The sequence below is a fragment of the Clavibacter californiensis genome, from assembly GCF_021952865.1.
Lineage (GTDB): Bacteria > Actinomycetota > Actinomycetes > Actinomycetales > Microbacteriaceae > Clavibacter > Clavibacter californiensis.
This window is the reverse complement of the sequence record NZ_CP040792.1, coordinates 1076028-1099707: the sequence shown is the minus strand read 5'-3', so window position 1 is coordinate 1099707 and position 23680 is coordinate 1076028. Positions and strand designations below refer to the sequence as shown.

Below are 23680 nucleotides of genomic sequence, written 5' to 3'. Positions count from 1 at the left end.
CGCGCTCCCCGTAGGCTCGACGAGCCGCCGGGGGACCGCACCGCCCCCGCACGCCCGCCCGCACGCCGCCCCCGCGGATCCTCCAGGCCGAGAGCACACGTTGACACCCAGCACCACCACCACCACGACGCCCCGCCGGGCGCACCGCGTCCGTCGCTGGATCGTGCGCACCCTCCTGGCGCTCCTCGTGCTCCTGCTCGCCTGGCTCCTGGCCGGCATCCCGCTCTTCGTCTTCCCTCCGGCGAGCCAGCCCGACAAGGCCGACGTGATCTACGTCATCGGCCCGCCCAACCCCACGCGCCGCGACCTCGCGGCGAAGCTGGTGGACGAGGGCTACTCCGACACGGTCGTCTTCTCGGTGCCGGCCACCGGCCCGCAGTCGGCAGGCGAGCTCGCGGCCTGCAACGGCGAGTTCCCCTACGCCGTCACGTGCGACACCCCGTCGCCGTTCACGACGCAGGGCGAGGCGCGCTACCTCAAGGAGAAGTCCGAGGAGAACGGCTGGACGAGCGCCATCGTCATCACCTGGACCCCGCACGTCACGCGCACGCAGCTGATCTTCTCGCGCTGCTTCACGGGCGACCTCATGGTGGTCGAGGACCCGGTGGACTTCAGCCTCCGCCAGTGGGTCTCGCAGTACACGTACCAGACCGGCGCCTTCGTCAAGGCGCTCGTCACGCCGGGCTGCTGACGCCGGCCCCCGGCGCGATCGACCCTGCGTGGCCAGGCGGTCAGCCGCACGGGGTTGAATGGTCGTCATGACCCCCGCGATCGGCCCGACGACCGGCGACGACATCCACCTGATCACGCTCAACGTGCGCATGCCCTGGCACGGCACCCGCGAGGGCGAGGCCGACCACTGGCCCGAGCGCCAGGAGGTGCTGACGCGCTTCCTGCAGCAGGAGCGGCCCACGGTGCTCGGCGTGCAGGAGGCGCTGTGGCCGCAGATCCAGGCGATCGAGAAGGCCCTCCCGCCGTCCTACCGCATGATCGGGCAGGGCCGCGAGGGCGGGAGCCACGGCGAGCACGGCGCGATCTTCTACCAGGCGTCCCGCCTCACCCTCCTCGAGCACGACGTGATGTGGCTCTCCGACACCCCCGACGTGATCGGCAGCATGACGTGGGGCAACCCCATGCCGCGGATCCTCACCTGGGCGCGCTTCCAGGACGAGGCCACCGGCCATCCGCTCGTCGTGCTCGACACGCACCTCGACCACGACGTGGCCGAGGCCCGCGACCGCGCCGCCGAGGCCATCGCCGAGCTCGTGCGCACGCGCTTCGCGGGGCTGCCGCTCGTGCTCATGGGCGACTTCAACGCACCCGTCGACTCGTTCCCCTACGACGCCCTCACCCGCCGGGCCGGTCTCCGCGACTCCTGGCTCGACACCGCGCGCCAGGCGACGCCCGCCTTCGGCACGTTCCCCGACTACCGGCCGCCGGTCGTCGACGGCCCGCGCATCGACTGGATCCTCGTGAGCGACCGCGTGGACGTCCGCGCCGCCGCGGTCAACGACTTCGCCTGGCGCGGCCGCATGATGAGCGACCACCTGCCGGTGCAGGCGCTCGTGCGCGTGAGCTGACGCCGTCCGTCACGCGTCCGGCGCGGCCTCCCCGGCCTCGTAGCCTGGGGGGATGACCACCGCGCCGAAGGTATACGCCATCCACGAGAACCCCGAGTGGTTCGGCCCGTTCGCCGCAGCGCTCGACGCGCGCGGCGTGCCCTACGAGGAGTGGCTCCTCACCGACGGCGTGCTCGAGATCGACGAGGCGCCGCCCGAGGGGATCTTCTGGTCGCGGATCAGCGCCTCCGCCCACACGCGCGACCACGCGCTCTCCAAGGACTACACGCGCGCCCTCATGTCGTGGCTGGAGGCGCACGGCCGCCGCACGGTCAACGGCCGCCGCACCATCGAGCTCGAGGTGAGCAAGGTCGACCAGCTGACGGCGTTGCGCGCCGCCGGGATCGAGGTGCCGCGCACGCGCGCCGTCATCGGCAGCCACCGCATCGTCGAGGCGGCGCGCGGACTGCCGACGCCGTTCATCACCAAGCACAACCAGGGCGGCAAGGGCCTCGGCGTCCGCCGGTTCGACAGCGTCGAGGAGCTGGCCGCCTACGTGGAGGGGCCGGACTTCGAGGAGCCGCAGGACGGGATCACGCTGCTGCAGGAGTTCCTGGAGGCCGCGACCCCGAGGGTGACGCGCGTCGAGATCGTCGGCGGGCGCTTCGTCTACGCGATCCAGGCCGACACCGCGCGCGGCGGGTACCAGCTGTGCCCCGCGGACGCGTGCGCGATCGACCCGACCACCAGCGCGCTCGTGATGCCGCCCGGCGCGACCATCGCGCAGCAGCCGGGCGACACGATCTTCTCGCTGCGGGAGGACATCACCGCGGAGCACCCGCTCGTGGAGCGGTACGTCGCGTTCCTCGCCGGGCTCGGGATCGAGGTGGCCGGCATCGAGTTCATCGAGACGGCCGACGGCAGGCTCGTGACCTACGACGTGAACACGAACACGAACTACAACGCGGGCGTCGAGGCGGTCGCGCCGGCGTCGGGACCGGGCGCGGTGGCGGAGCTCCTCGAGCGCGTGCTGCGGGAGGCGTACCCGGAGGGCTGAGCCCCGGAGCGGTCAGCCCCGCAGGGCTGAGCCCCGGAGGACTGGGACTCCGCGGCCTGACGGATCAGGCCGCCGGGCCGCCGTCCTCGGGCGCGACCGCGGAGGTGGCGGCGCCCTGGTCCTCGGCGATGCGCGTGTGGTGGTGGATGACCTCCGCGACGATGAAGTTCAGGAACTTCTCCGCGAAGGCCGGGTCGAGCCGCGACTCCTCGGCGAGCGCGCGGAGGCGGAGGATCTGGCGGCGCTCGCGCTCGGGATCCGCCGCGGGCAGCCCGTGCGCGGCCTTCAGCCGGCCGACCGACTGCGTGAACTTGAAGCGCTCGGCGAGCAGGTGCACGAGGGCGGCGTCGATGTTGTCGATGCTCCCGCGGATCTCCCCCAGCTCCTCGAGGGCGGCACGGGCGTCGTCGTCGAGGGGCGCCCCTGCGGGGCCGGTGTTCTCAGGCATGCGATGACCCTACCCATCCGCGCCTGGACGACGGAGGCGGGCGTCCCCGATGGGGACGCCCGCCTCGTGTCGTGCGGGTGGATCAGTCGACGATGGTGACCTTCACGTCGATGTTGCCGCGCGTGGCGTTGGAGTACGGGCAGACCTGGTGGGCCGCGTCCGCGATCTCCTGGCGGCGCTCGGGCGCCACGTTCGGGAGGTAGACGTCGAGCTCGACCGCGAGGCCGAAGCCGCCCTGGCCGTTGTCGCCGATGGAGACGCTGGCGGAGACGCCCGCGTCCTTCGTGTCGACGCCGGCGTTCTTGCCGACGAGGTGGGTGGCGCCGAGGAAGCAGGCGCTGTACCCGGCGGCGAAGAGCTGCTCGGGGTTCGTGCCCTCGCCCGAGCCGCCCATCTCCTTGGGGGGACGGGTGTCGAAGTCGATGCGGTCGTCTTCGCTGCGGACGTGTCCGTCGCGTCCTCCGCCGGAGGCGTGCGCGATAGCGGTGTAGATGGGTTCCATGGATCCATCAGACCACGACGAGCCTGGGAGCACTCGTCGCGGCACGTGCACGTTCGCGGCACGGACGGTGGATCGCGGGCGAACGCGGCGGGACGCCGTCGTGCGGTCCGCGAGCGGCCCGGGCGCGTCGTGGGGGGGGGGCGCGCGCGACCGGACCCGACGGCGAGCCCGCGGAGGCCCGCGGCGGCCGGGCGGCCGGGCGGCCGGCCGGCTACGCGTCCCCGACGAGCTCGATCTTGAAGCGCTCGGCGTCCTCGAGGAACGCGGCACGGTGGTCGGGCCCGCCCGCGAACGGGTGGCGGTCCGCGTAGAGGCGCGCCCAGCCGTGGTCGGGCGCCTCGGCCCAGATGCGGTCGACGTCGGCGGCCGATCCCGCGTGGAACGCGAGGTGGCTGAGGCCCGCGGCGCGCCTGTCGTGCGGGGCGTCGAGCGGAGCCCGGGCGATCACGAGGTAGGCGTCGCCGAGGCGCAGGCTCCGGCCGTCGGCCCAGCTGACGTCCTCCGCGTAGCCGAGCTCGCCGAGGATCCAGCCCCAGGAGGCGAGCGCGGAGTCGAGGTCGCGCACCTGCAGCTCGACGTGGTGGAGGGATCCGCGGGCCGTCACGCGGGACCGCGGCGCGCGATGGCGTGCTCCGCGAGGAAGACGGCGGGCCGGAGCGCGAGCCGCCGCTCGGCCCGGCGCAGCGTCCGGGTCGCTGCGACGACGTCGGCCTCGTGCGCCGGGTCGGCCTCCGCGAGCGCCCGCTCCGCCCACTCGAGGGCGGCGGCCGGCGGCTGCCCGCTCGTGGCGGCCGGCCCGCCGAAGATCGCGTGCAGCCGTGCGCGCGGATCCTCCCGGTCGCCGAGGATCGCGGCCGCCCACCTGCTCTGCATCGTGCGTCTCCCGTCGTCGCGTCGTCCCTCCACGGTACGGAGGGGATGCCGCGACCGCGTCCGCCGTGCGGGGGACGCGGCCGCGCGCGAGGGTGCGCGGAGTCGGGGGCGCGGCCCGCGCGGCCCGCGCCCGGACGCCGTATGGTGAGCCCGTCGCCCCGCATCGTCGGGGCCGAACGACGCGCCGATCGACGTCCCCTCTCGTCACGTGCGCGAGATGGTCCACGATGCACGCGCCACCGCCGCCGACACCGGCCCGACGCGCCGCACCCGCAGGACCGGGCACGGTTTCCCGGCCGCTCCCGACGCTGCGTCCCGACACACCGATGTGCACCGCCCGGAGGCACTCCATCGCCCACGCCCGCTGCTACCCCGCCGCCGACGCCTCGCGCGTCCAGTCCTCGCGCGTCCACGCCAGCGCACCGCTGCCGCCCGAGGACGCCGATCCCGACAGCCGCAGCTACCTCGACTTCGCCGTCGTCGCCGAGCACGACGGCCGGCACTCCGTCGCCGTCACGTACGACCACTGCGGATCCACCCCGCTCGCCCTCGGCTTCGCCCTCGACCGCGCGCAGACCCGCACCGTGAGCTACCCGCCGCTCCCGGAGGGAGCCACCCGGCGGACGCTGTCCATCGACGTGCAGATGCGCCGGGGACCCGGCGTGATCCGCGTGGCCGAGGGCCCCGCAGGCGCCCGGCTGAACGTGCACTCGCTCCGGGTCACGCGGATCCACCCCGGCGAGGAGGCGGACGACGAGGATGCCGCCCCGCCTGTGGCCTGTGCCTCGGCGACGGCGGCGGTCGAAGCGTCGCCGGACGCCGCCTAGCACCTCCTGCCGGCACGGCGGAGAGCTCTCGTGGAGCCGCCGGGCGGATCCGGGGCCCAATGTGACACGGACCCTGGTATTCCCTCACCCGAGGGACCACGTTCGCACCAGTCCCGAATGATTACCCGTCGCTGGGGACGTCGTGTGGCACTGCCGGAACGCGACGGTCCGGCGATGCGACAGCGATCACGCCAGGTGTCCGCCCGATCCGGGCGCCTGGGAGCAGGGCCCGACGCGCGGTCGCGCGTTCGTCGGGCTCGGGCTCGGTGAAGGCCCCATCTCCGCCTCTCCGCTCGGCCCGCACGGCGGGCGCCGGATCATCTCGCGCACGTGCCCGCCCGCCGACGTACGACGATCCAGGAGACGCCCATGGCCGCGCAGTCCCCCATCCCGCTCGGCCGCCGCTCGATGCGACGCGCGGACATCGAGCTCATGGTCGCGATCGCCTGGAACGCCGAAGGGCAGCAGCGCGGACTCCGCCCGCTGGCGTGGGAGCTCGGCGACGCGGACTTCGTGCACTTCATCGGCAGCGCCGACGCCTACTCGCGCCCGGCGCGACGGGAGATCATCGAGGACTGGATCGCGGAGCTCGGCCTCGCCGACGTCATCGACTCGACCGCTCCCCCGCTGCACCGCGTCGGCCGGGACATGGTGTGGACCGGCAGCATCGACTCCGTCGGCATGCAGTTCCACTACCCCGTCGAGGCCGGCGACGCGGATCCGTCCGCCGGCTGACTCGTCCCGCCGGATGGCACGCGCTCAGGTCGCGGGCGTCCGGAACAGGACTGGTCGTCCCTCGTGCGCGGCGATGCGCGCGTCGAGCCCGGCGCGGACGGCGGGCCACTCGTCGGCGAGGATCGAGTGGATCGCGGCGTCGCGCCAGGTGCCGTCGGCGCGGAGCTGATCGCGGCGGCACACGCCCTCGAAGGTGGCGCCGAGCTTGAGGATGGCGCCGCGGGAGTGCGCGTTGCGGGCGTCGGCCTGCAGCTTGACGCGCCCGAAGCCCGCGTCGAACGCGAGGCCGAGCAGGAGGCGCTTGGCCTCCGCGTTGACGACCGTGCCCCAGACGCGCGGGTCGTACGCGGTCCAGCCGAGGTGCGCGCGCTCGCGGCGCGTGTCGAGCTCAGTGAGGCTCGTGGTGCCGACGAGCTCGCCGTCGTGCGGGCCGCCGACGAGGATCACGGCGCACGGCAGGTCGTGCCAGCGGAAGTAGCCGCGGGCCCACGCGTCGAACTCCGCCGGGTCGGTGCGGAGGCCGGCCGACCCGCCGCCGAAGCCGCCCGCGAACACGGCCGGGTGGGCGATGGCGACGCGGAGGGCCGGGAGGTGATCCGGCGTGAGCGGGTCGAGCCGGACGTGGGTGCCGACGAGCGGGGCGGGCGCGGGGACGGTGGCGGTCACCCGGCCATGGTGGCAGACGCGCGGCCGGGGCCCGCTGTGGTCGCGGGTCCCGGCCGGGCGGTGGATCCGGTCTAGCTGCCGGACGTGGACGTCGGCGCGGGCGTCGTCGCGGGAGCGCCGCCCGACGTCGAGCCCTTGGAGGACCCGGGCGTCGTGGCGGGAGCCGCGGGACCGGCGGGCGGGGTCGGCGCCTTGCCGTCGGCGCCGACGGGCGGGGCGGGCGGCGCGCAGCCGTCGGCGGGCGGCGCGGGCGGCATCGCCGGGGTCCCGTCCGCGTTCGTCGGCGGGGTGGGCGGCGTCGCGGGCGTGCCGTCCGCGTTCGTGGGCGGGGTGGGCGGCGTCGCGGGCGTGCCGTCCGCGTTCGTGGGCGGGGTGGGCGACGTCGCCGGGGTCCCGTCCGCGTTCGTCGGCGGGGTGGGCGGGGTGGGCGGCGTCGGAGGCGTCGCGGGCGTGCCGTCCGCGTTCGTCGGGGGCGCAGGCACCGTGGCCGTGGATCCGTCCGCGTCCTTCGGCGGCGTCGGAGGCGTGGGCGGCGTCGCCGGCGTGCCGTCCGCGTTCGTCGGCGGGGCCGGCGGCGTGGATCCGTCGGGCCGCGTCACGGGCGCCGGCGGCGTCGTGCCGTCGGGCAGCGCGGGCGGGGCGGGGCAGGTCGCGGAGGTGCCGCTCCCGGATCCGGCCTGGCCGCTCGTGTCGCCGCCGTTCCCGTCGGCGAACGCCGCCGAGGAGAACAGCGCGACGAGGCCGATCGAGGCTCCCGCGATGCCGACGGCGATGCCCGTGCGGCGCTTCCGCGACGCCGGGGTCGGCGCGCCGGGCTTCCGCCCGCCCGGCCCCTTCTCGAAGACGGTGATGGTGTCGTCCATGGTGGTCCTTCCGTGTCCGCCGCGGCGCGGGGTGCGCCTGCGGTCGTGGATCCAGGTTCGGCAGCGGATCTGAAGTCCTCCTTAAGTTCCGCGCCCCGAGCGGACATGCGGCCGGGAGCGCCCATCCGCGGCTCCTACAGTCGGCACATGCTCCCTCCCGCACGCGTCCTCGTGGTCGAGGACGACGAGGCCATCCGCGCCGCCGTCGTCTCCACCCTCACCGCCGAGCGCTTCGTCGTCCGCGGCCTCGCGTCCGGCGTCGAGCTCGAGGAGGAGGTCAAGGGCTTCCTGCCCGACCTCGTGGTGCTCGACTGGATGCTGCCCGGCCCGAGCGGCATCCAGCTGGCCGAGCGGATCCGCCGCTGGAGCGACGCGAGCGTCATCATGCTCACCGCCCGCGACGCCGTCGAGGACCGCCTGCGCGGCTTCGGCCAGGGCGTCGACGACTACATCGTCAAGCCGTTCGCGCTCGCGGAGCTGGTGGCCCGCGTCGGCGCTGTGCTCCGGCGGCGCGGTCGGCTCGCGTCCGTGGTGGAGATCGGCGACCTGCTCGTGGATCCCGACTCCGGCCTCGCGAGGCGCGGCGGCGAGCAGCTCGAGCTGACCTCGATCGAGTTCCAGCTGCTCGCATACCTCGCGGCGCACCGCGGCCGCACGCTCTCCAAGACGCAGCTGCTCACGCAGGTGTGGGGGTACGACCAGGCCGACCCGAACCTCGTCGAGGTCCACATCAGCGCGCTGCGCAAGAAGATGGAGGCGCGGGGGCCGCGACTCCTGCACACCGTCCGCGGGCTCGGCTACCGGGTGGAGGCGTGAGGTCGCGCATCCGTGGCCGCGCTCCCGCCGCCGCGCCGGACGGCCCGCTGCGCACCGGATCCCTCCGCACGCGCACGGTCCTCGCGGTGCTCGCGCTCCTCGCGGTGCTGCTCGTGGCGCTGTCGCTCACGGTGCAGGCGATCCTCGGGGCGCAGCTGCGACAGCAGATCCAGGATCGCCTGGCCGACCGCGCGTCCGCCGCCGCCGCGCTCGTGGGCGTCCTCGACGACGACGCGCTGGCCGAGCGGCTCAGCGCGCAGGGCGTGGCCGTGCAGATCACGAGCCCGGACGGCGGCGCGGTCTCGGTGCGACCGGGTCGCGATCCGCTCGGCGGCACGCTGCCCGGCCCGGATCCGCTGGGGGAGGCACCCGGGTCCGGGTCCGTCAGCACCCCCGCGACGCCGGCCGCCGACGCGGTGACCGTCGCCTCGAGCTCGGTCAGCTCGTCGGCCGACTCCATCACCCTCCGCTCCGACCTCAGCGACGGCACGGTGCTCGAGCTGTCCGCGGGCACCGGATCCGTGGACGACACCCTCGCCACCCTCCGCGGGATCCTCGCGGTCGCCTCCGTCGGGTTCCTCCTGCTCGCGGCGGTCGCGCTGGTCGTCGTGGTGCGCCGGACGCTGCAGCCGCTCGAGGACATGACGGGCGTCGCGCGCTCCATCGGCCGCGGCGACCGCGGCCGCCGCCTCCGCCCCACCCGGCCCGGCACGGAGCTCGGCCGCACCGCGACCGCGTTCGACGAGATGCTCGACGACCTCGAGCACGCCGAGCACCAGGCGCTCGCGGCGGAGGCCCGCATGCGCGCCTTCGTGGGGGACGCGGCACACGAGCTGCGGACGCCCGTCGCCGGGATCCGCGCGTCCGCCGACGCGCTCGTCCGCGCCGACCCGAGCGACGAGGAGCGCGAGCGGCTGTCCGTGAACGTGGTGCGCGAGGCGATCCGCGCGGGCCGCCTGGTCGACGACATGCTGACGATGGCGCGCCTCGACGAGGGCCTCTCGGTCGAGGGCCGGCCGGTCGCCGTGCCGCCCGTGGTCGAGCAGGCGGTGGCCCAGCAGCAGGCGCGCACGCCCGGCACGCACGTCATCGCCGACGTCCGCGGGGCTCCCCCGGCGGTGCGCGCGGATCCCCACCGGCTCGCCCAGATCCTCGACAACCTCCTGCAGAACGCGGCCCGATACGCGGCGGCCGAGGTGCGCGTGGAGGCGGAGACGGACGACGACGGATCCGTGCGCATCACGGTCGTCGACGACGGCCCCGGCGTCCCCGACGCCGACCGCGAGCGGATCTTCGACCGCCTCGTGCGCCTCGACGACGGCCGCGACCGCCACGCCGGCGGCGCAGGTCTCGGCCTCCCCATCGCCCGCGCGCTCGCCCGCGCCCAGGGTGGCGACCTCGTGTGCCTGCCCGGGGATCCTGGCGCCGGCGCCCGCTTCCTGCTGACGCTGCCGGTGGTGGACGCGGGCTGAGGCGACCAGCCGCCTGGTCACCCCCGGCCTACGCTGACGGAATGAGCAACGACGCCCGCGCCCCGCGCACCCTGTCCGACCACCGGCCCGAGGACGCGGAGGACCTCACCATCGAGGTCCCGGCGGCGCGGCTGTCGGCCGTCCACGTGCCCGCCCGCACGGGGGATCCGGCGACAGCGCCCCTCGCGCTGCTCGTGCCGGGCTTCACGGGGTCGAAGGAGGACTTCTTCCCCGTCCTCGGCCCCCTCGCCGACCGCGGCTTCACGGTGGTGGCGTTCTCGCAACGCGGGCAGTGGGGATCCACCGGCCCCGGCCAGGCCGAGCCGCCTGTCGACGCCTCGGGCTACGAGCTCGAGACCCTCGGCCAGGACGTGCATCACGTGGTGGACGCGCTCGCCGGTCGCGGTGGATCCGGCGGACGTCACGTCGCGACCGGCGCCGCGCCCATCGCACCCCTCGGCCCCGTGCACCTCCTCGGCCACAGCTTCGGCGGCGTCGTCGGCATGCAGGCCGTGATCCGCGACCCCGGCCGCTTCGCCAGCTACACGCACTGGAACTCGGGCCCCCGCAGCCGCGGCGAGCGCTCCGAGCAGATCGCCGCCCTCCGCGCGTCGGGCAGCGCCGGGCTCTGGCCGCTGTGGTTCCTGCCCGAGCAGCTCGACGGCGACGACCCCGAGGTGGCGTGGTTCCGCACGCGCCTCTTCGGCACGGCGTCGGCGCAGCTGCTCGGCGCGCTGGAGATCATGCAGGCGCAGACCGACCGCGTCGACGAGCTCCGCGCGACCGGGATCCCCGTGCTCGTCTCCCACGGCGACGCCGACGACGCCTGGCCCCAGGACTGGCAGCGCGACATGGCCGCACGCGCGGGCGCCCGCTACGAGGTCGTCGCCGACGCGGGCCACTCGGCCCAGGTCGACCAGCCGGAGGCGAGCGCGGACCTCCTCGCGGACTTCTGGCGGGGCGCGGCGCCCGACGCCTGATCGCCCAGCGGCCCGCCTACCGCCCTCTGGTACCTTCGCGCCCATGCTGGTCACCCGATACCTCCGCGCCCTCGAGACGGCCGACGCGGGGGCGGCGATCGCCCTCTTCGCGCCGGGCGGCATCGTCCACTCGCCGCTCTACGGCACCCTCCCCGCCACGGACTTCTACCCCGAGCTGTTCGCCGACACCTCCGCATCGCGGCTCACCCTGCGGCGCGTGATGCACGGCGACGACGAGGGCACACCGACCATCGCGTTCTGGTTCGACTTTGCGTGGATGCTGGCGAACGGGGATCCCGCGCCCTTCACGGTCGTGGACGTCGCCGAGCTCGACGACCAGGGCCGCATCGCGCAGCTGCACATCGTCTACGACACGGCGCCGATCCGTGCCGCCTTCGACCGGCAGCGCGCCGCTCGGCCCGCGCCGTGATGAAGCGGATCCCCGACAGCCGGTAGAGCGCGCGCGTCAGGACAGCCGGCCCGTGTCCTCCTGGAACCAGCGGATCAGCTCGAGGAGCGCGGGCCGGATGGCGTCGTCCGGACGCTCGCCCTGCAGGTCGTCGAAGGTGTCGCGGTAGCCGGGGATCCGCTCGGCCACGCGGGCGTCGTACTTCGCCATCCCCATCGTCCAGTCGGGGAACTGCCGCTCGGTGATGTGCTCCTCCATCAGCGTGGCGATGCGACCGTGGCGGTCGTCGGCGAGGATCGCGGCCATGCGCTCCCGGACGTCGGCGTCCTCGCCCTCGATCAGCTGGAGGAAGCGCCCCTGCCGGTGCACGAGCAGGCCGGTGAGCCCGTGGGCCTCGTTGGTCGCGCGGCTCTGCGCGAGGAGCTGGGCGAGGTCGATGTCGTCGAAGGACCGCTCGGCCGTGCTGGAGTAGACGATGCAGAGCATGGTGTCCTTCCGCGCGCTCGGGGGCGCGTCCTCGGGCGGGACCGGATCCCGCCGCTCGTCCAGCCTGGTCCTCCGGCGCGGCTGCGACCAGGGCGACCCGGGATCCATCGCCCGGCCGATGCCGTCGGCGCGACGCCCGCGATAGCTTCCGGCCATGATCATCTGGCTGAACGGGACGCACGGGGTGGGCAAGACGACGACGGCGCGGCTCGTGCAGGAGCGGGTCCCCGACAGCCGGCTCCTCGACGCCGAGAAGGTCGGCGAGGTGCTCATGGACATCCGGCCGCCGCTCCCCCAGCTGGACGACTTCCAGCACTGGACCCCGTGGCGGCCGCTCGTCGTCGAGACGGCCCACCGCGTGCTCGAGTACACGGGCGGCACGCTCGTGATGCCGATGACGGTGCTCGTCGAGGCGTACTGGCGCGAGATCAGCGCGGGGCTCGCCGCGCACGGCATCCCGATCCGCCACTTCGTGCTGCACGCGGACACGGACACGCTCCGCGATCGCATCCAGCGCGACCCGGACCTCGGCCCTTCCGCCTTCCGCTTCTCCCGCGTCGAGCCCTACGCGGAGGCGGCGCGCACGTGGCTGCACGCGGATGCGGAGGTGGTCGACACGTCCCGCATCACGCCGGCCGAGGCGGCCGATCGGATCGCGGGAGCGGTGCTCGGGGCCACGCCCCGCTGACCCTCGTCAGGCCTTGTCGTGCAGCGTCACGTGGTAGCCGTCCGGGTCCGCGAACGCGAACGTGCGTCCGAACGGGCCGTCGAACGGCGCGGTCACGATGCGGTGCCCGTCGGCGACGAGCGCGTCGTGGATCGCCTGCACGTCGGTCGCATGCAGCCACATGGCCGCGCCGATGCCGGGCTGCGGGGTGCCCGCGATGTCGGTTCCGGCCACCACCTCGCGGAGCGCGAAGGCGATGGGCGTCGTGGTGAAGACGACCGCGTGCGGGGGTCCGGCGGGCGACCGGACGAGGCCGAGGAACCGCTCGTAGAACTCCCGCGAGGCGTCGAGGTCGGTGACCTGGAGCGAGACGAAGTCGGGGCCGGTGACGGGCATGGTGCCTCCTGTGTGTCATGTCAGATGCCTGACATGGAGGAGCATATGTCAGACTGCTGACATGAGTCAAGGCGCCGACGGCATCGACCTCCCGACCTCGCTCGGCTACCTGCTCAAGGAGGCCGCGAGCGCGCTCCGCGCCGCCATGGAGGAGGCGCTCCGACCTCTCGGCATGACGATCACGCACTACTCCTGCCTGGAGCTCCTCGCCCAGCGCCCGGGATCCTCGAACTCCGACCTCGCCCGCGGCGCCTTCGTGACGCGCCAGTCGATGAACGTGCTGCTGCAGACCCTCGAGCGCGACGGGATCGTCACGCGCCCGGCGGAGGAGGCGGTCGGCCGGGTGCAGCCGACGCGTCTCACCGCGGCGGGCCGCCGGCAGCTGTCGACGGCGAGTGCGGCCGTGCGCGCGGTGGAGCTGCGGATGCTCGGCGACCTCGGCGACGCCGACCGCGAGGCGGCCACGCGGATCCTCCGCGGCATGGTGCACTCCTTGCGCGCTCACTAGGGAAGTGGATGCGTCCCGCGGCGAGCCGCACTCCGACCGCGGTCAGGCGACGGCGATCCTGACGCGGGCGCGGCTAGCCTCGCAGCATGGGACCTGACTGGATCGAGCACCGGAGATCCGACGACCGCGAGCTCCTGGGCTGGATGGAGCCGGTCGGCGAGGGGTTCGTCGCCATCGACCTCCTCGGACGCCACCGGACAGGCGTCGTGGACTGGCTGGTCGCCGAGGAGACCCTCGATGCGCTCGGCCTGGGCTACCTCGCCGACCCGCACGAGCTGAGGCTCGAGGACGGTTCGTGGCTGCGCGTGCGGATCGCCGAGGTGTCGCCCGAGGAGATCCGGGTGACGAAGGACGAGTGGGGCGAGACGACCGCGACGCAGCTGTCGTACACCGTGCCCTTCCCGGTGGACGAGCACCTGCTCCGCCCCGCGGATCCGCTCCAGCGGTAGCGTGCCGCCCTCCGGACCTGCCCTACCGGTCGACGACGAGCCGCCGCAGCTCCGCCGACGACACGTAGCCGAAGCGGTGCAGCTCGCGCCAGGCCGCCACGTACTGCTCCTGGCCCATGTCGAGATCCGCCTGGAGGCGCTCGCGATTCATCGTGCGGGCGTCCGCCCGGCTGAGGAAGCGCGCGAGGTCCGACGCGTCCGTGCCGAGGCGGGCGTCGTCGGCCCAGCCGTCGTGGATCAGGGTCAGGCCTCGAGGAGGTCGTGCAGCACGACGACCTGCTCGCGCTCCGGACCCACGCCGATGGCGGAGATGCGGGCGCCGCTCATGCGCTCGATGGCCGTCACGTAGTCCTGCGCGTTCTTCGGCAGGTCCTCGAAGCGGCGGCAGGCCGTGATGTCCTCCTGCCAGCCCGGGAACTCCTCGTAGATGGGGGTCGCGTGGTGGAAGTCCGACTGCGAGACGGGCACCTCGTCGTGGCGCACGCCGTCGACGTCGTAGGCGACGCACACCGGGATGGTCGCGAGGCCGGAGAGCACGTCGAGCTTGGTGAGCACGAAGTCGGTGACGCCGTTGATGCGGGCCGTGTAGCGCGCGATGGGCGCGTCGTACCAGCCGCAGCGGCGCGGGCGGCCGGTGGTGGTGCCGAACTCGAAGCCCTTGGCGCGCAGGTACTCGCCCGACTCGTCGTTCAGCTCCGTGGGGAACGGACCGGCTCCGACGCGGGTCGTGTACGCCTTGACGACCGCGATGATCCGCTCGAGGCGGTTCGGCGCGACGCCCGAGCCCGTGGCCGCGCCGCCGGACGTGGCGCTCGAGGACGTGACGAACGGGTACGTGCCGTGGTCGATGTCGAGCATGGTGGCCTGGCCGGCCTCGAACAGGACCGTCTTGCCCTCATCGAGCGCGGCGTTCAGCTCGAGCGACGCGTCGCACACCATGGGGCGCAGGCGCTCCACGTAGGAGAGCAGGCTCTCGACGATCTCCTCGGCCGAGATGGCGCGGCGGTTGTAGATCTTGACGAGCATGTGGTTCTTGGCGTCGAGGGCCGCCTCCACCTTCTGGCGCAGGATGTTCTCGTCGAAGAGGTCCTGGATCCGGATGCCGACGCGGTTGATCTTGTCCGCGTACGTGGGCCCGATGCCGCGTCCGGTGGTGCCGATCTGGCGCTTGCCGAGGAAGCGCTCCGTGACCTTGTCGATGGTGCGGTGGTAGTGCGTGATGACGTGCGCGTTGGCGCTCACGCGGAGCTTGGAGACGTCGACGCCGCGGGCGGCCAGCGCATCGAGCTCGTGGAACAGCACCTCGATGTCGACGACGACGCCGTTGCCGATGACGGGAACGACGCCCGGCGTGAGGATGCCGGACGGCAGCAGGTGCAGCGCGTACTTCTCGTCGCCGACGACGACCGTGTGGCCGGCGTTGTTGCCGCCGTTGAACTTGACGACGTAGTCGACGCGGCTGCCGAGGAGGTCGGTCGCCCGTCCCTTGCCCTCGTCACCCCACTGGGCTCCGATGATCACTACTGCGGGCATGGCTCACTCCTCGTCGGGGCGGGTCGGTCGGGGTGGATCGGGTGGCGTGCGGTGGTGCGGGCGGAGCGGTGGATCAGTCCTGGCCGCGGATGACGATGGCCTCCGTGGGCGGGAGCGCCCCGGCGGTGGCGGCCTCGATGTGGCCGGCGGCCGTGGGATCCGCGTCGCGCAGGAAGGCGCTGAGGCGCGAGACCTCGTCCTCCTCGCCGATGGCGGCGGCCGCGCGGCGGAGCGCGTAGAGGGAGCGGAGGACACCGCGGTTGGGCTCGTGGCTCCACGGCACGGGGCCCTGGCCCTTCCAGCCGGACTTCCGCAGCGAGTCGAGGCCGCGGTGGTAGCCCACCCGCGCGAAGGCGTAGGAGGCGATGCGGTCGCCCTGCACGTACGCGGAGTCGGCGAGCAGCGCCCAGACGAGCGACGACTGCGGGTGGTCGGCCGCGATGGCGCCGAGGGTGTCGTGGTGGCCGTCGGCATCCTGGATGCGGGCAGCGACCTCGGGCTCGTCGGCCAGGCGCGTCTCGGGCACGCCGAGCAGGTTCTCTCCAGTCACACTCGATCCTACCAAGGCGGCTCTGCGGGTCCCCCGGGCGAGCGGATCCGATCGGGTTGTCCGTCGAGCGACGCCTGGGAAGGGGATCGCGGATGCGGGGCATGGGGTTCCGGCCCCAGGCGTTGGGTGAGGGGTACCGACGAGAGGACATCGCCATGACCACCTGGTTCATCACCGGCGCATCCAAGGGCTTCGGCCGCGAGTGGGCGGAGGCTGCGCTGGAGCGCGGCGACCGCGTCGCCGCGACCGCCCGCGACACGTCCACCCTCGACGCGCTCGTCGAGCGGCACGGCGACGCCGTGCTCCCCATCCGGCTCGACGTCACCGACCGCGACGCCGGCATCGCCGCCGTGCAGCAGGCGGCGGAGCGCTTCGGCTCGCTCGACGTCGTGGTCAACAACGCGGGCTTCGGCCAGTTCGGGGCGATCGAGGAGATCACCGAGGACGAGGCGCGCGGCCAGTTCGAGACCAACGTGTTCGGCGCGCTGTGGATCACGCAGGCTGCGGTCGCGATCATGCGGGCGCAGGGATCCGGGCACATCGTGCAGGTGTCGAGCATCGGCGGGATCAGCGCGTTCACGAACACCGGCATCTACCACGCGTCGAAGTGGGCGCTCGAGGGCCTCAGCCAGTCGCTGGCGCTCGAGGTGGCCGAGTTCGGGATCCACGTGACGCTCGTGGAGCCCGCCGGCTACAGCACCGACTGGGCGGATGCGTCTGCCAAGCGGAGCGAGCCGATCGCGGCCTACGACGGCATGCGGCAGCGCCGGGCCGAGGGCTACAAGAAGACGACGCCGGGCGACCCGACGGCGACGCGCGACGCGATCCTCGCGATCGTCGACGCGGAGGAGCCGCCGCTGCGGATCTTCCTCGGCGACGGCCCGCTCGCGATCGCGGAGAAGGACTACGCGCAGCGCCTGGAGACCTGGCGCGAGTGGGAGGACGTGTCGGTCGCGGCGCACGGGAAGTAAGGGCTGACGGCACAGGGACAGTCCCCGGCGGCCGGACCGGACCCGCCGCGAGGAGAGCCGACACGGCCCGCACCGGTCCGCTCCGCTCGGGCCTCGTCACCGCGGCGGTGCTCCTCGGCCTCGCCGGCTGCGCGCCGTCCGGCGTGCCGGTCTCGCCGGAGCTCGGCGCGGGGAACCTGCCGCACGCCACCGAGCTGGTGACCGCCGCCGTCACCCCGCCAGGCCTCACGCGGGCCGGGCTACGGGTGGCGGCCGGATGCGGGGTGGGCGGCGACGGCCCGGAGGGGCAGATCTTCCCGGATCACCGTGCCCGGGACCACGAGTGCGACGTGACCGCGGAGGCCGCCTGCCCGCTGCCCAGCCGGGAGACGGCGCGAGCCGCCATCCAGGACACGGAGGCCGCGATGACGCAGGCGGGTTGCAGCACCAGCGAGCCGGCGTCGGCGACCCTCTCGGAGCAGGACCTCTCCCGTTCGGACACCGACAGGCTGTCCGAACATGTCGGCGGCACCGCGGTCCGTGAGGATGCTCGACCCGATCTGTCGCCCCTCTCCTCCGCGCGCGAAGCGCGCGAGCACGTGACGAACAGGTCCATGGTCGTCCTCTTCTCCGGACGGGACCACCTGTCGATCCACGAGTGCGACACGCGCGCGTGCGACACGCACAGCGAGCCCGTCATCCCCGACACCTCCTTCCCGACTCCGCAGCCGTGAGCCCCGGCCGTGTCGGCCCCCTCCGGTAGCGTGACGGGCACCGCCGGCAGCCCCACGGAAGGACCCGCGTGCGCATCCTCCACACGAGCGACTGGCACCTCGGACGCACCCTCCACGGCGAGGACCTGCACGCGCATCAGGCGGCGTTCCTCGACCACCTCGTCGATGTCGTGCGCGAGCGGGAGGTCGACGTCGTGCTCGTCGCGGGCGACGTCTACGACCGCGCCGTACCTGGCGTGCCCAGCGTGCGGCTGCTCGGGGACGCGCTCGCGCGGCTGAGCGCGCTCGCGACCGTCATCGTCACGCCCGGCAACCACGACTCGGCCGCGCGGCTCGGGTTCGCGTCGGCGCTGCTGCGGGACGGGCTCCACATCCTGGCGTCGGCCGAGACGCTGGATCAGCCCGTCGTGGTGGAGGACATCGGCGGACCGGTCGCGTTCTACGGGGTGCCGTACCTGGATCCGGATGCCGTGCGCGCGACGCTCGCCGCGCCCGGGTCGCCCCCTCTCCCGCGCTCGCACGAGGCCGTGCTGGGAGCCGCGATGGATCGGGTGCGCGCGGACGCCGCCGCCCGGCCCGACGCGCGCGTGGTCGTCGTCGCGCACGCGTTCGTCACGGGTGCTGCGCCCAGCGAGAGCGAACGGGACATCCGCGTGGGCGGGTTCGACCAGGTGCCGGCGTCGGTGTTCCGGGGCGCGGACTACGTGGCGCTCGGGCACCTGCACGGCGCGCAGGAGGTGCGGGCCGCGGGATCGGCGCGGCCCGTCATCCGATACTCCGGCTCGCCGCTCGCGTTCTCCTTCGGGGAGCGGCTGCAGCGGAAGTCGAGCGCGCTCGTGGAGCTGGCGGCCGACGGATCCACGACGGTCGAGCTGATCCCGGCGCCGGTGCCAAGACGGCTGGCGGAGGTCACGGGGACGCTCGCCGAGATCGTCGACGGTCGGCACGCCGACCTCGCGGACGCGTGGCTGCGCGTGCACGTGACGGATCCCGTGCACCCGGCGCACCTGGTGGCGCGCGTACGGGAGGCGCTGCCGCACGCGCTCGTCGTGCTGCACGAGCCCGAGGGGCGGGTCGAGGGCGTGCGGTCGCGCGTGGTCGACGCGTCGACGGATCCGCTCGATGTCGCTGCCGACTTCGTCGCGTACGCGACCGGCGCGCCGCCCACCGAGGCCGAGGCGCTCGTGCTCCGCCAGGCGTACGAGCACGCCCTCGCCGCGGACCGGAGCGCCTGATGGAGCTGCACCGGCTCACCCTCCAGGCGATCGGGCCGTTCGCCGGCGAGCACGTCATCGACTTCGCGGAGCTCGGACGCTCGGGGCTGTTCCTGCTGGAGGGGCCCACGGGATCCGGCAAGTCGACGCTCATCGACGCCGTCGTGTTCGCGCTCTACGGGTCGCTCGCGAGCGAGGGCTCGAGCCGAGACCGGCTGCACAGCCACCACGCGGCCCCCGGCGTGGAGCCGTACGTGGAGCTCGTGTTCGAGACGGCCGCGGGGATCCACCGCGTGCGCCGCAGCCCGCAGCACCAGCGCCCGAAGGCACGCGGCACGGGCACCACGAACCAGAACGCCTCCGCGACGCTCGCGCGGCTGTCGTCGCCGGACGCCGACGCGGGCGAGGTGATCGGCACCACCACGCAGGAGGTCGGCACGGAGGTCGCGCGGATCGTGGGCCTCACGCGCGCGCAGTTCGTGCAGACGGTCGTGCTGCCTCAGGGCGAGTTCGCGGAGTTCCTGCGCTCCACGGGCGAGCAGCGGCGGCTCGTGCTGCAGTCGCTCTTCGGCACGGCCGTGTACGAACGGACCGCCGCGCAGCTCGGCGAGATGCGCAAGGCCGCGAAGGCGCGCACCGACGCCGCCGACGCGAAGGTCGCCGAGGCGCTCACGGGGTTGCGCGAGGCGACGCGGGTGGATGCGCTGGAGATCGCCGACGCCCGCGACACCGTGCGGCTGCTGGCCGAGCTGGCGGACGCGGCGGAGGCGGCGCGCACGGAGGACGAGGGAGCGCGCCAGGATGCGGCGACCGCGCTCGCCGACGCGGAGCGGGTGACGCGCGCGCTCGACAGGCGGCGGGCGCTGATCGCGCGCGAGGGGGCCGTGCGCGAGGCGGCCGAGGAGATCGCCGGGCTGGCGCGGCGCGTCGAGGAGGCGCGGCGGGCGGCGTCGGTCGCGGGCCAGCTGGCGGCGCGCGACCGGGCGGATGCGGCGCGGACCGCGGCCGAGGTCGCCGACGACGACGCCCGCGCGGCGTGCCGGGCGGAGCGGCCCGCCCTCGCGAGCGCGACCGCCTCGGCGCTCGCTGAGCGGCGCGATGCGCTCGTGGCCGAGCTGGCGACGCTGGCCGACGCGGAGGCGCGCGAGCGCGGGCTGCCCCGGCGTCGCGCCGATGTGCGGGCCGCCGGGGACGCGGTCGCGGCGCGCGAGGCGGAGGCGGACGCGGCGGAGGCGGCGCTCGCGGAGCGGCCGGCCGGGCGGATCCCGCTGGTCGAGGCCCGGGACGCCGCGGCTGCTGCTGCCGGCGGCGTCGACCGGGCGCGCGCGGCGCTCGCCGAGGCGGAGGCGACCCGGCGTCGCGTGGCCGAGCTCGAGGGGCTGGAGGCGCGGATCCACGCGGCCCGGGATGCCCTCGACGCGCGCTCGGCCGCCGCGACGACCGCCGTGCGCCACGAGGCGGAGCTGCGGCAGCGGAAGATCCGGGGGCTCGCGGGCGAGCTGGCCGCGGAGCTGGAGGACGGCGTCCCGTGCCCGGTGTGCGGCGCGGTCGACCACCCGCATCCCGCGCCGAGCGCGCAGGGGCATCCGGACGACGACGAGATCGAGCGAGCCGCGGAGGCGCGCGCCCGGGCGGAGGCGGCGCAGGGTGACGCGGTGGCGGCGCTCTCGGCGGAGACGGCGCGGCACGAGGTGGCCGCGGCGGCGCTCGACGGGATCACTGCCGAGACCGCCGACGCCGAGGTCGCCGCCCGCGCCGCGCGTCTCGCGGGGGCCGAGGCGGCGGGCGGCGCGCTGCGAGCTGCGGAGGCCGCTGTCGTCGCGCACGACGCGGAGACCGAGCGGATCCGCACCCGCCGCGACGACGCCCGCGCCGCGCTCTCGGGTCTGCGCGAGCGGGTGATCCGGGCGCGCGAGCTCCTGACGGAGGACGAGGCGGCCGTGCGCGCGGCACTCGCGCAGCGGGACGCGGACGGGGCCGACACCGACAACGACAACGACAACGACAACGACGGCACCGCGCCCGTCCCCCGCGTCGCCGCCCTCGTCACCGACCGCGCCGCGGAACGCGCCCTCGTCGACCGCCTCATCGCCCTCCGCACCGCTCGCGAGCGCACGGCCGCCGAGGCCGCCGCCCGCGCCGCCGAGCTCGCCGAGGCGCTCGCGGACCGGTCATTCGCGACCGAGGAGGAGGCGCGGGCCGCCGCCCTCCCGCCGGCGGAGCTCGAGGCGTCCGCCCGGCGGGTCGCCGCCCACGATCAGGAGCAGGCGGTCGTGGCGGAGGGGCTCGTGGATCCCGAGGTCGCGTCGCTCACGGGCGCCGAGGATCCGGATCCCGACGCCGCCCGCGCCGCCCTCGACGCCGCCCAGGCCGCGGCCCGCGCCAGCGCCGAGCGCGCCGCCCGCGCGCGCGACCGCGCAGACCGCAGCGCCTCCGCCCTCGCCCGGCACGACGCCGCCCGCCGCGAGAGCGCCCGCGCGGGCGACCAGGCGCGCGCCGCCATCCGCATGGCCGAGGTCGCGAACGCCATCACCCCCGAGAACACGCGCGGCACGACGCTCGGCACCTACGTGCTGCTCCGCCGCTTCGAGGACGTGGTGCAGGCCGCCAACGCGCGCCTCAGGATCATGTCGAGCGGCCGCTACGAGCTGGAGGTGAGCGAGGAGCGGGAGGCGACGAGCAGGTCGAGGAAGACGGGCCTCGCCCTGCAGATCCGCGACCACGTCGTCGACCGCGTGCGCGAGCCCGCGAGCTTCTCCGGCGGCGAGACGTTCTACGCGTCGCTCGCGCTCGCGCTCGGCCTGGCGGACGTGGTGCAGGCGGAGGCGGGCGGGCTCCAGCTCGGCACGCTGTTCGTCGACGAGGGCTTCGGCACGCTGGATCCCGAGACCCTCGACGCCGTCATGTCCGAGCTCGGGCGATTGTCCTCGGGCGGCCGCACCGTCGGCATCGTCAGCCACGTGGAGGAGCTGAAGCAGCGCGTGGCCGACCGGATCGAGGTGCGCCGGCGGGCGGACGGGTCGTCCACCCTCACCTCCACGGTCGCCGACCCGGCGTGACGGGCCGCGCGCCCGGATCGCGTCAGCTGGACGGCCGGCGCGTCAGCTGAAGGGGTCGCGCCGCTTGGCCGCCAGGTGCCGGCGCCAGTAGAAGGTGGCGCCGCCGCCGAGCCCCGCGGCGAGCACGAACGCGACGACGCCCACGACGCCCAGCCCGCCCCCGGTCTGCACGGTGACGACGCCGAGCGCGACCATCACGAGGCACGAGCGCAGCAGGATGAAGGCCAGGGACCGGTCGCTCGTCATGCGGCGCCTCTCGGGAGTGCGGATGCGGCGGGGAAGCCGGCCACGACACCCGAGCCTAGGCGGCCCGGCCGTGCGGATCCGGTGCGTGCGCGGGGCGCGGCCGGTGCGTCGCCGGGGCGCGCGCCGGGACGCGTCCGCCCGCGCGGTCGCAAGCGTCCGGGGGACGCGTGTTCGCTCAGCGGATAGCCGCGGAGCGACGACCCGCTCCCTGACGCGGCCGTGCCGAATGACCATCGCCCTCCGGTCCACCGGAGGCTCCCGACCTCGAGTGCACGATGCATGATGTCCCGGAGGGCGGAGACGACCGACGCCCAGAGACACCAGGAATCATGACGACCACGATGCCCCCCATCGGAACGAGGGACACCTCGCGCCGCCCGCTCCCGACGCACGACGACGCCGCGCCCGTCGAGTCCGCGCTCACCGCGTCGCCGACCGCCGCGTCGGACGCCGCATCGCTCCTCACGCCGTCGCCGGTCCTCGCGCCGTCGCCCACCGCGCCCGCGTCCGCCGCCGTCGCGGCCACCCCCGACAGCGCGTCGCCGGGCACCGGATCGCACTCCCTCGTCGCGGGGCCCGACGCGGCCGTGACCGGCATGTCCGCCGATGCCGCGCCCGAGGCCCCCGCCGCTCCCGTCGACGCCGGGTCCGCCCCCGCTGCCTCTCCCGCCGACGCCTCGTCCGAGCCGTTCCTCCGCGCCGTCCTGGCCGGATCCGACGTGGACGAGGCCACCGCGCGCTTCGGCGCGATCCTCGAGGGGATCCGCTTCGCCCCCGACCGCCGCACGAAGTCGTTCTCCTACCACTACGCGATCCTCGGCAGCGAGCGCGTCACCCTCCGCACCTCGCGCATCGGCGGCACGCAGTGGGCCGAGAGCGGCCAGCTCCCGGAGCACGTGGTCACCTGGTTCCTCGAGGGGCAGATCACGGTCGACCGCGGATCCCGGGCCGTCAGCTCCCGCGGCCAGCTCCCGTTCCTGCTCCCCACCAGCCGACCGTTCCAGTACCAGGCGACCTCCACCCGGCAGAACTGCGTCCACCTCGACGCCGGCTTCCTCGAGCAGACGGCGACCGAGTTCCACCACGGCCCGTCGCGCCCGCTCCTCTTCGAGCACCGCAGCGTGCCGACCGCCGAGACGGCCGCGATCTGGCGGCAGGCGATCGCGGCCGCGGCCCCGATCATCACCGATCCCGACGCCTCCCCCCTCCTCCGCCTCGAGGCGGACCTGTCGCTCGCCCGCGCCACCCTGCGCCTCTTCCCCTGGGACGACGTGGAGATGCCCGCCGAGCTGCGCACGCCGCGCATGGCGCACATCCGCGTGGCCGTGGAGTACCTGCACCACAACGCGCACCTGCCCATCACGCCGGCCGAGGCCGCGGCCGCCGCCGGGATCTCCACGCGCGTGCTCCAGCTCGCCCTCCGCCGCCACCACGACCAGACGCCCACCGAGTACCTGCGCGGCATCCGCCTGCGCCGGGTGCGCGCGCAGCTCCTGGACGCGACGCCCAGCACCACGACCGTCCGCAGCGTCGCCGAGCAGTGGGGCTTCGCGCACCTCGGCCGGTTCGCGGCGTCCTACGCGGGCGTGTTCGGCGAGCTGCCGAGCGAGACCCTGCGGAGCTGATCCGGGCGCCGGGGCCGTCGCGAGCTGGGAGCTCGCCGCACTAAGTTGCACACGCG

Annotated in this window: 29 protein-coding genes; 18 read left to right on the top strand and 11 right to left on the bottom strand. The window is 74.8% G+C overall.

What is annotated here, in order from left to right:
• The first annotated feature begins 100 nt into the window (after positions 1-100).
• From FGD68_RS05595 to FGD68_RS05585, 3 genes are all read left to right on the top strand, one after another.
• Positions 101-691 (top strand): YdcF family protein, encoded by a 591-nt coding sequence (locus FGD68_RS05595; RefSeq protein WP_119373032.1) that lies wholly within the window; start codon positions 101-103, stop codon positions 689-691.
• Positions 692-758: 67 nt separating this feature from the next.
• Positions 759-1580, top strand: coding sequence for an endonuclease/exonuclease/phosphatase family protein (locus FGD68_RS05590; protein WP_237609880.1), 822 nt, complete (start codon positions 759-761; stop codon positions 1578-1580).
• Between the two features lie 52 nt (positions 1581-1632).
• On the top strand, positions 1633-2616 hold the full coding sequence (locus FGD68_RS05585; RefSeq protein WP_119373030.1) for an ATP-grasp domain-containing protein: 984 nt from the start codon (positions 1633-1635) through the stop codon (positions 2614-2616).
• 64 nt (positions 2617-2680) lie between these two features.
• Here the strand turns inward: FGD68_RS05585 and FGD68_RS05580 are convergent, their stop codons facing one another.
• The 4 genes from FGD68_RS05580 to FGD68_RS05565 all read right to left on the bottom strand — a co-directional run bounded on the left by FGD68_RS05580 (position 2681) and on the right by FGD68_RS05565 (position 4472).
• Positions 2681-3064: a chorismate mutase gene (locus FGD68_RS05580; RefSeq protein WP_045526811.1), complete on the bottom strand. Its 384-nt coding sequence runs from the start codon at positions 3062-3064 to the stop codon at positions 2681-2683.
• An 82-nt stretch (positions 3065-3146) separates the two neighbouring features.
• Positions 3147-3566: an organic hydroperoxide resistance protein gene (locus FGD68_RS05575; RefSeq protein ID WP_011931929.1), complete on the bottom strand. Its 420-nt coding sequence runs from the start codon at positions 3564-3566 to the stop codon at positions 3147-3149.
• A 211-nt stretch (positions 3567-3777) separates the two neighbouring features.
• The gene (locus FGD68_RS05570; RefSeq protein ID WP_119373964.1) at positions 3778-4170 is read right to left on the bottom strand and encodes a VOC family protein; all 393 of its coding nucleotides are present in this window, start codon (positions 4168-4170) and stop codon (positions 3778-3780) included.
• The gene (locus tag FGD68_RS05565; RefSeq protein ID WP_237609879.1) at positions 4167-4472 is read right to left on the bottom strand and encodes a hypothetical protein; all 306 of its coding nucleotides are present in this window, start codon (positions 4470-4472) and stop codon (positions 4167-4169) included. Before FGD68_RS05565 ends, FGD68_RS05570 begins: the two co-directional genes overlap by 4 nt.
• Before the next feature lie 293 nt (positions 4473-4765).
• On the opposite strand from FGD68_RS05565, the gene FGD68_RS05560 reads away from it, so the two are divergent.
• Entirely contained in the window at positions 4766-5266 is a 501-nt protein-coding gene (locus FGD68_RS05560; protein WP_119373761.1) for a hypothetical protein, read from the top strand.
• A gap of 369 nt (positions 5267-5635) precedes the next feature.
• Complete coding sequence (locus FGD68_RS05555) at positions 5636-6001, top strand: hypothetical protein (RefSeq protein ID WP_119373762.1); 366 nt, start codon at positions 5636-5638, stop codon at positions 5999-6001.
• A gap of 24 nt (positions 6002-6025) precedes the next feature.
• Here the strand turns inward: FGD68_RS05555 and FGD68_RS05550 are convergent, their stop codons facing one another.
• Positions 6026-6667, bottom strand: coding sequence for a GNAT family N-acetyltransferase (locus tag FGD68_RS05550; protein WP_237609878.1), 642 nt, complete (start codon positions 6665-6667; stop codon positions 6026-6028).
• 84 nt (positions 6668-6751) lie between these two features.
• Between FGD68_RS05550 and FGD68_RS05545 the strand changes: the two genes are divergently transcribed.
• The 5 genes from FGD68_RS05545 to FGD68_RS05525 all read left to right on the top strand — a co-directional run bounded on the left by FGD68_RS05545 (position 6752) and on the right by FGD68_RS05525 (position 11228).
• On the top strand, positions 6752-7603 hold the full coding sequence (locus FGD68_RS05545) for a hypothetical protein (RefSeq protein WP_237609877.1): 852 nt from the start codon (positions 6752-6754) through the stop codon (positions 7601-7603).
• Between the two features lie 74 nt (positions 7604-7677).
• Positions 7678-8346 carry a response regulator transcription factor gene (locus tag FGD68_RS05540; protein WP_119373824.1) on the top strand — a complete coding sequence of 223 codons (669 nt, stop codon included), beginning with the start codon at positions 7678-7680 and terminating at the stop codon, positions 8344-8346.
• A complete protein-coding gene (locus tag FGD68_RS05535; RefSeq protein WP_237609876.1) occupies positions 8343-9818 on the top strand; it encodes a sensor histidine kinase in 1476 nt (491 codons plus the stop codon). Before FGD68_RS05540 ends, FGD68_RS05535 begins: the two co-directional genes overlap by 4 nt.
• 41 nt (positions 9819-9859) lie before the next feature.
• On the top strand, positions 9860-10798 hold the full coding sequence (locus FGD68_RS05530) for an alpha/beta fold hydrolase (RefSeq protein WP_119373045.1): 939 nt from the start codon (positions 9860-9862) through the stop codon (positions 10796-10798).
• Between the two features lie 43 nt (positions 10799-10841).
• On the top strand, positions 10842-11228 hold the full coding sequence (locus FGD68_RS05525; protein ID WP_119373044.1) for a nuclear transport factor 2 family protein: 387 nt from the start codon (positions 10842-10844) through the stop codon (positions 11226-11228).
• Between the two features lie 36 nt (positions 11229-11264).
• Here the strand turns inward: FGD68_RS05525 and FGD68_RS05520 are convergent, their stop codons facing one another.
• Positions 11265-11849 carry a BLUF domain-containing protein gene (locus tag FGD68_RS05520; protein ID WP_237609875.1) on the bottom strand — a complete coding sequence of 195 codons (585 nt, stop codon included), beginning with the start codon at positions 11847-11849 and terminating at the stop codon, positions 11265-11267.
• Here FGD68_RS05520 and FGD68_RS05515 point away from each other — a divergent pair.
• A complete protein-coding gene (locus FGD68_RS05515) occupies positions 11848-12381 on the top strand; it encodes an AAA family ATPase (RefSeq protein ID WP_119373042.1) in 534 nt (177 codons plus the stop codon). The genes FGD68_RS05520 and FGD68_RS05515 overlap by 2 nt on opposite strands.
• A gap of 6 nt (positions 12382-12387) precedes the next feature.
• On the opposite strand, the gene FGD68_RS05510 is transcribed toward FGD68_RS05515, so the two are convergent.
• Positions 12388-12756 carry a VOC family protein gene (locus FGD68_RS05510; RefSeq protein ID WP_104235538.1) on the bottom strand — a complete coding sequence of 123 codons (369 nt, stop codon included), beginning with the start codon at positions 12754-12756 and terminating at the stop codon, positions 12388-12390.
• Between the two features lie 61 nt (positions 12757-12817).
• Here FGD68_RS05510 and FGD68_RS05505 point away from each other — a divergent pair, with 61 nt between their 5' ends.
• Complete coding sequence (locus FGD68_RS05505) at positions 12818-13264, top strand: MarR family winged helix-turn-helix transcriptional regulator (protein WP_119373041.1); 447 nt, start codon at positions 12818-12820, stop codon at positions 13262-13264.
• An 86-nt stretch (positions 13265-13350) separates the two neighbouring features.
• On the top strand, positions 13351-13713 hold the full coding sequence (locus FGD68_RS05500; protein WP_104235540.1) for a hypothetical protein: 363 nt from the start codon (positions 13351-13353) through the stop codon (positions 13711-13713).
• A 22-nt stretch (positions 13714-13735) separates the two neighbouring features.
• Here FGD68_RS05500 and FGD68_RS15510 read toward each other — a convergent pair whose 3' ends face one another.
• From FGD68_RS15510 to FGD68_RS05490, 3 genes are all read right to left on the bottom strand, one after another.
• Entirely contained in the window at positions 13736-13864 is a 129-nt protein-coding gene (locus FGD68_RS15510) for a hypothetical protein (protein WP_258061419.1), read from the bottom strand.
• Between the two features lie 92 nt (positions 13865-13956).
• A complete protein-coding gene (locus tag FGD68_RS05495; protein ID WP_119373040.1) occupies positions 13957-15246 on the bottom strand; it encodes an adenylosuccinate synthase in 1290 nt (429 codons plus the stop codon).
• A gap of 73 nt (positions 15247-15319) precedes the next feature.
• Positions 15320-15796: a DUF3151 domain-containing protein gene (locus tag FGD68_RS05490; RefSeq protein ID WP_045526788.1), complete on the bottom strand. Its 477-nt coding sequence runs from the start codon at positions 15794-15796 to the stop codon at positions 15320-15322.
• A 155-nt stretch (positions 15797-15951) separates the two neighbouring features.
• Here FGD68_RS05490 and FGD68_RS05485 point away from each other — a divergent pair, with 155 nt between their 5' ends.
• The 4 genes from FGD68_RS05485 to FGD68_RS05470 all read left to right on the top strand — a co-directional run bounded on the left by FGD68_RS05485 (position 15952) and on the right by FGD68_RS05470 (position 21753).
• A complete protein-coding gene (locus FGD68_RS05485) occupies positions 15952-16767 on the top strand; it encodes an SDR family oxidoreductase (protein ID WP_182480916.1) in 816 nt (271 codons plus the stop codon).
• A 107-nt stretch (positions 16768-16874) separates the two neighbouring features.
• Entirely contained in the window at positions 16875-17480 is a 606-nt protein-coding gene (locus FGD68_RS05480; RefSeq protein WP_237609874.1) for a hypothetical protein, read from the top strand.
• A gap of 68 nt (positions 17481-17548) precedes the next feature.
• Positions 17549-18715: an exonuclease SbcCD subunit D gene (locus tag FGD68_RS05475; protein WP_119373709.1), complete on the top strand. Its 1167-nt coding sequence runs from the start codon at positions 17549-17551 to the stop codon at positions 18713-18715.
• A complete protein-coding gene (locus FGD68_RS05470) occupies positions 18715-21753 on the top strand; it encodes an AAA family ATPase (RefSeq protein ID WP_237609873.1) in 3039 nt (1012 codons plus the stop codon). The genes FGD68_RS05475 and FGD68_RS05470 overlap by 1 nt, the downstream gene beginning before the upstream one ends.
• A gap of 42 nt (positions 21754-21795) precedes the next feature.
• On the opposite strand, the gene FGD68_RS05465 is transcribed toward FGD68_RS05470, so the two are convergent.
• Positions 21796-21999, bottom strand: a complete 204-nt coding sequence (locus tag FGD68_RS05465) for a hypothetical protein (protein WP_011931895.1) — start codon at positions 21997-21999, stop codon at positions 21796-21798.
• Positions 22000-22340: 341 nt separating this feature from the next.
• Here FGD68_RS05465 and FGD68_RS05460 point away from each other — a divergent pair, with 341 nt between their 5' ends.
• Positions 22341-23624, top strand: coding sequence for an AraC family transcriptional regulator (locus FGD68_RS05460; protein ID WP_237609872.1), 1284 nt, complete (start codon positions 22341-22343; stop codon positions 23622-23624).
• Positions 23625-23680 lie beyond the last annotated feature (56 nt).

Excerpts from the sequence above, each read along its gene's own strand:
- FGD68_RS05590 (WP_237609880.1), top strand. The coding sequence starts at position 759 with ATGACCCCCGCGATCGGCCCGACGACCGGCGACGACATCCACCTGATC.
- FGD68_RS05585 (WP_119373030.1), top strand. The coding sequence starts at position 1,633 with ATGACCACCGCGCCGAAGGTATACGCCATCCACGAGAACCCCGAGTGG.
- FGD68_RS05580 (WP_045526811.1), bottom strand. The coding sequence starts at position 3,064 with ATGCCTGAGAACACCGGCCCCGCAGGGGCGCCCCTCGACGACGACGCC.
- FGD68_RS05575 (WP_011931929.1), bottom strand. The coding sequence starts at position 3,566 with ATGGAACCCATCTACACCGCTATCGCGCACGCCTCCGGCGGAGGACGC.
- FGD68_RS05560 (WP_119373761.1), top strand. The coding sequence starts at position 4,766 with ATGTGCACCGCCCGGAGGCACTCCATCGCCCACGCCCGCTGCTACCCC.
- FGD68_RS05555 (WP_119373762.1), top strand. The coding sequence starts at position 5,636 with ATGGCCGCGCAGTCCCCCATCCCGCTCGGCCGCCGCTCGATGCGACGC.
- FGD68_RS05540 (WP_119373824.1), top strand. The coding sequence starts at position 7,678 with ATGCTCCCTCCCGCACGCGTCCTCGTGGTCGAGGACGACGAGGCCATC.
- FGD68_RS05530 (WP_119373045.1), top strand. The coding sequence starts at position 9,860 with ATGAGCAACGACGCCCGCGCCCCGCGCACCCTGTCCGACCACCGGCCC.
- FGD68_RS05525 (WP_119373044.1), top strand. The coding sequence starts at position 10,842 with ATGCTGGTCACCCGATACCTCCGCGCCCTCGAGACGGCCGACGCGGGG.
- FGD68_RS05515 (WP_119373042.1), top strand. The coding sequence starts at position 11,848 with ATGATCATCTGGCTGAACGGGACGCACGGGGTGGGCAAGACGACGACG.
- FGD68_RS05520 (WP_237609875.1), bottom strand. The coding sequence starts at position 11,849 with ATGGCCGGAAGCTATCGCGGGCGTCGCGCCGACGGCATCGGCCGGGCG.
- FGD68_RS05510 (WP_104235538.1), bottom strand. The coding sequence starts at position 12,756 with ATGCCCGTCACCGGCCCCGACTTCGTCTCGCTCCAGGTCACCGACCTC.
- FGD68_RS05505 (WP_119373041.1), top strand. The coding sequence starts at position 12,818 with ATGAGTCAAGGCGCCGACGGCATCGACCTCCCGACCTCGCTCGGCTAC.
- FGD68_RS05500 (WP_104235540.1), top strand. The coding sequence starts at position 13,351 with ATGGGACCTGACTGGATCGAGCACCGGAGATCCGACGACCGCGAGCTC.
- FGD68_RS15510 (WP_258061419.1), bottom strand. The coding sequence starts at position 13,864 with ATGAATCGCGAGCGCCTCCAGGCGGATCTCGACATGGGCCAGGAGCAG.
- FGD68_RS05495 (WP_119373040.1), bottom strand. The coding sequence starts at position 15,246 with ATGCCCGCAGTAGTGATCATCGGAGCCCAGTGGGGTGACGAGGGCAAG.
- FGD68_RS05485 (WP_182480916.1), top strand. The coding sequence starts at position 15,952 with ATGACCACCTGGTTCATCACCGGCGCATCCAAGGGCTTCGGCCGCGAG.
- FGD68_RS05470 (WP_237609873.1), top strand. The coding sequence starts at position 18,715 with ATGGAGCTGCACCGGCTCACCCTCCAGGCGATCGGGCCGTTCGCCGGC.
- FGD68_RS05465 (WP_011931895.1), bottom strand. The coding sequence starts at position 21,999 with ATGACGAGCGACCGGTCCCTGGCCTTCATCCTGCTGCGCTCGTGCCTC.
- FGD68_RS05460 (WP_237609872.1), top strand. The coding sequence starts at position 22,341 with ATGCCCCCCATCGGAACGAGGGACACCTCGCGCCGCCCGCTCCCGACG.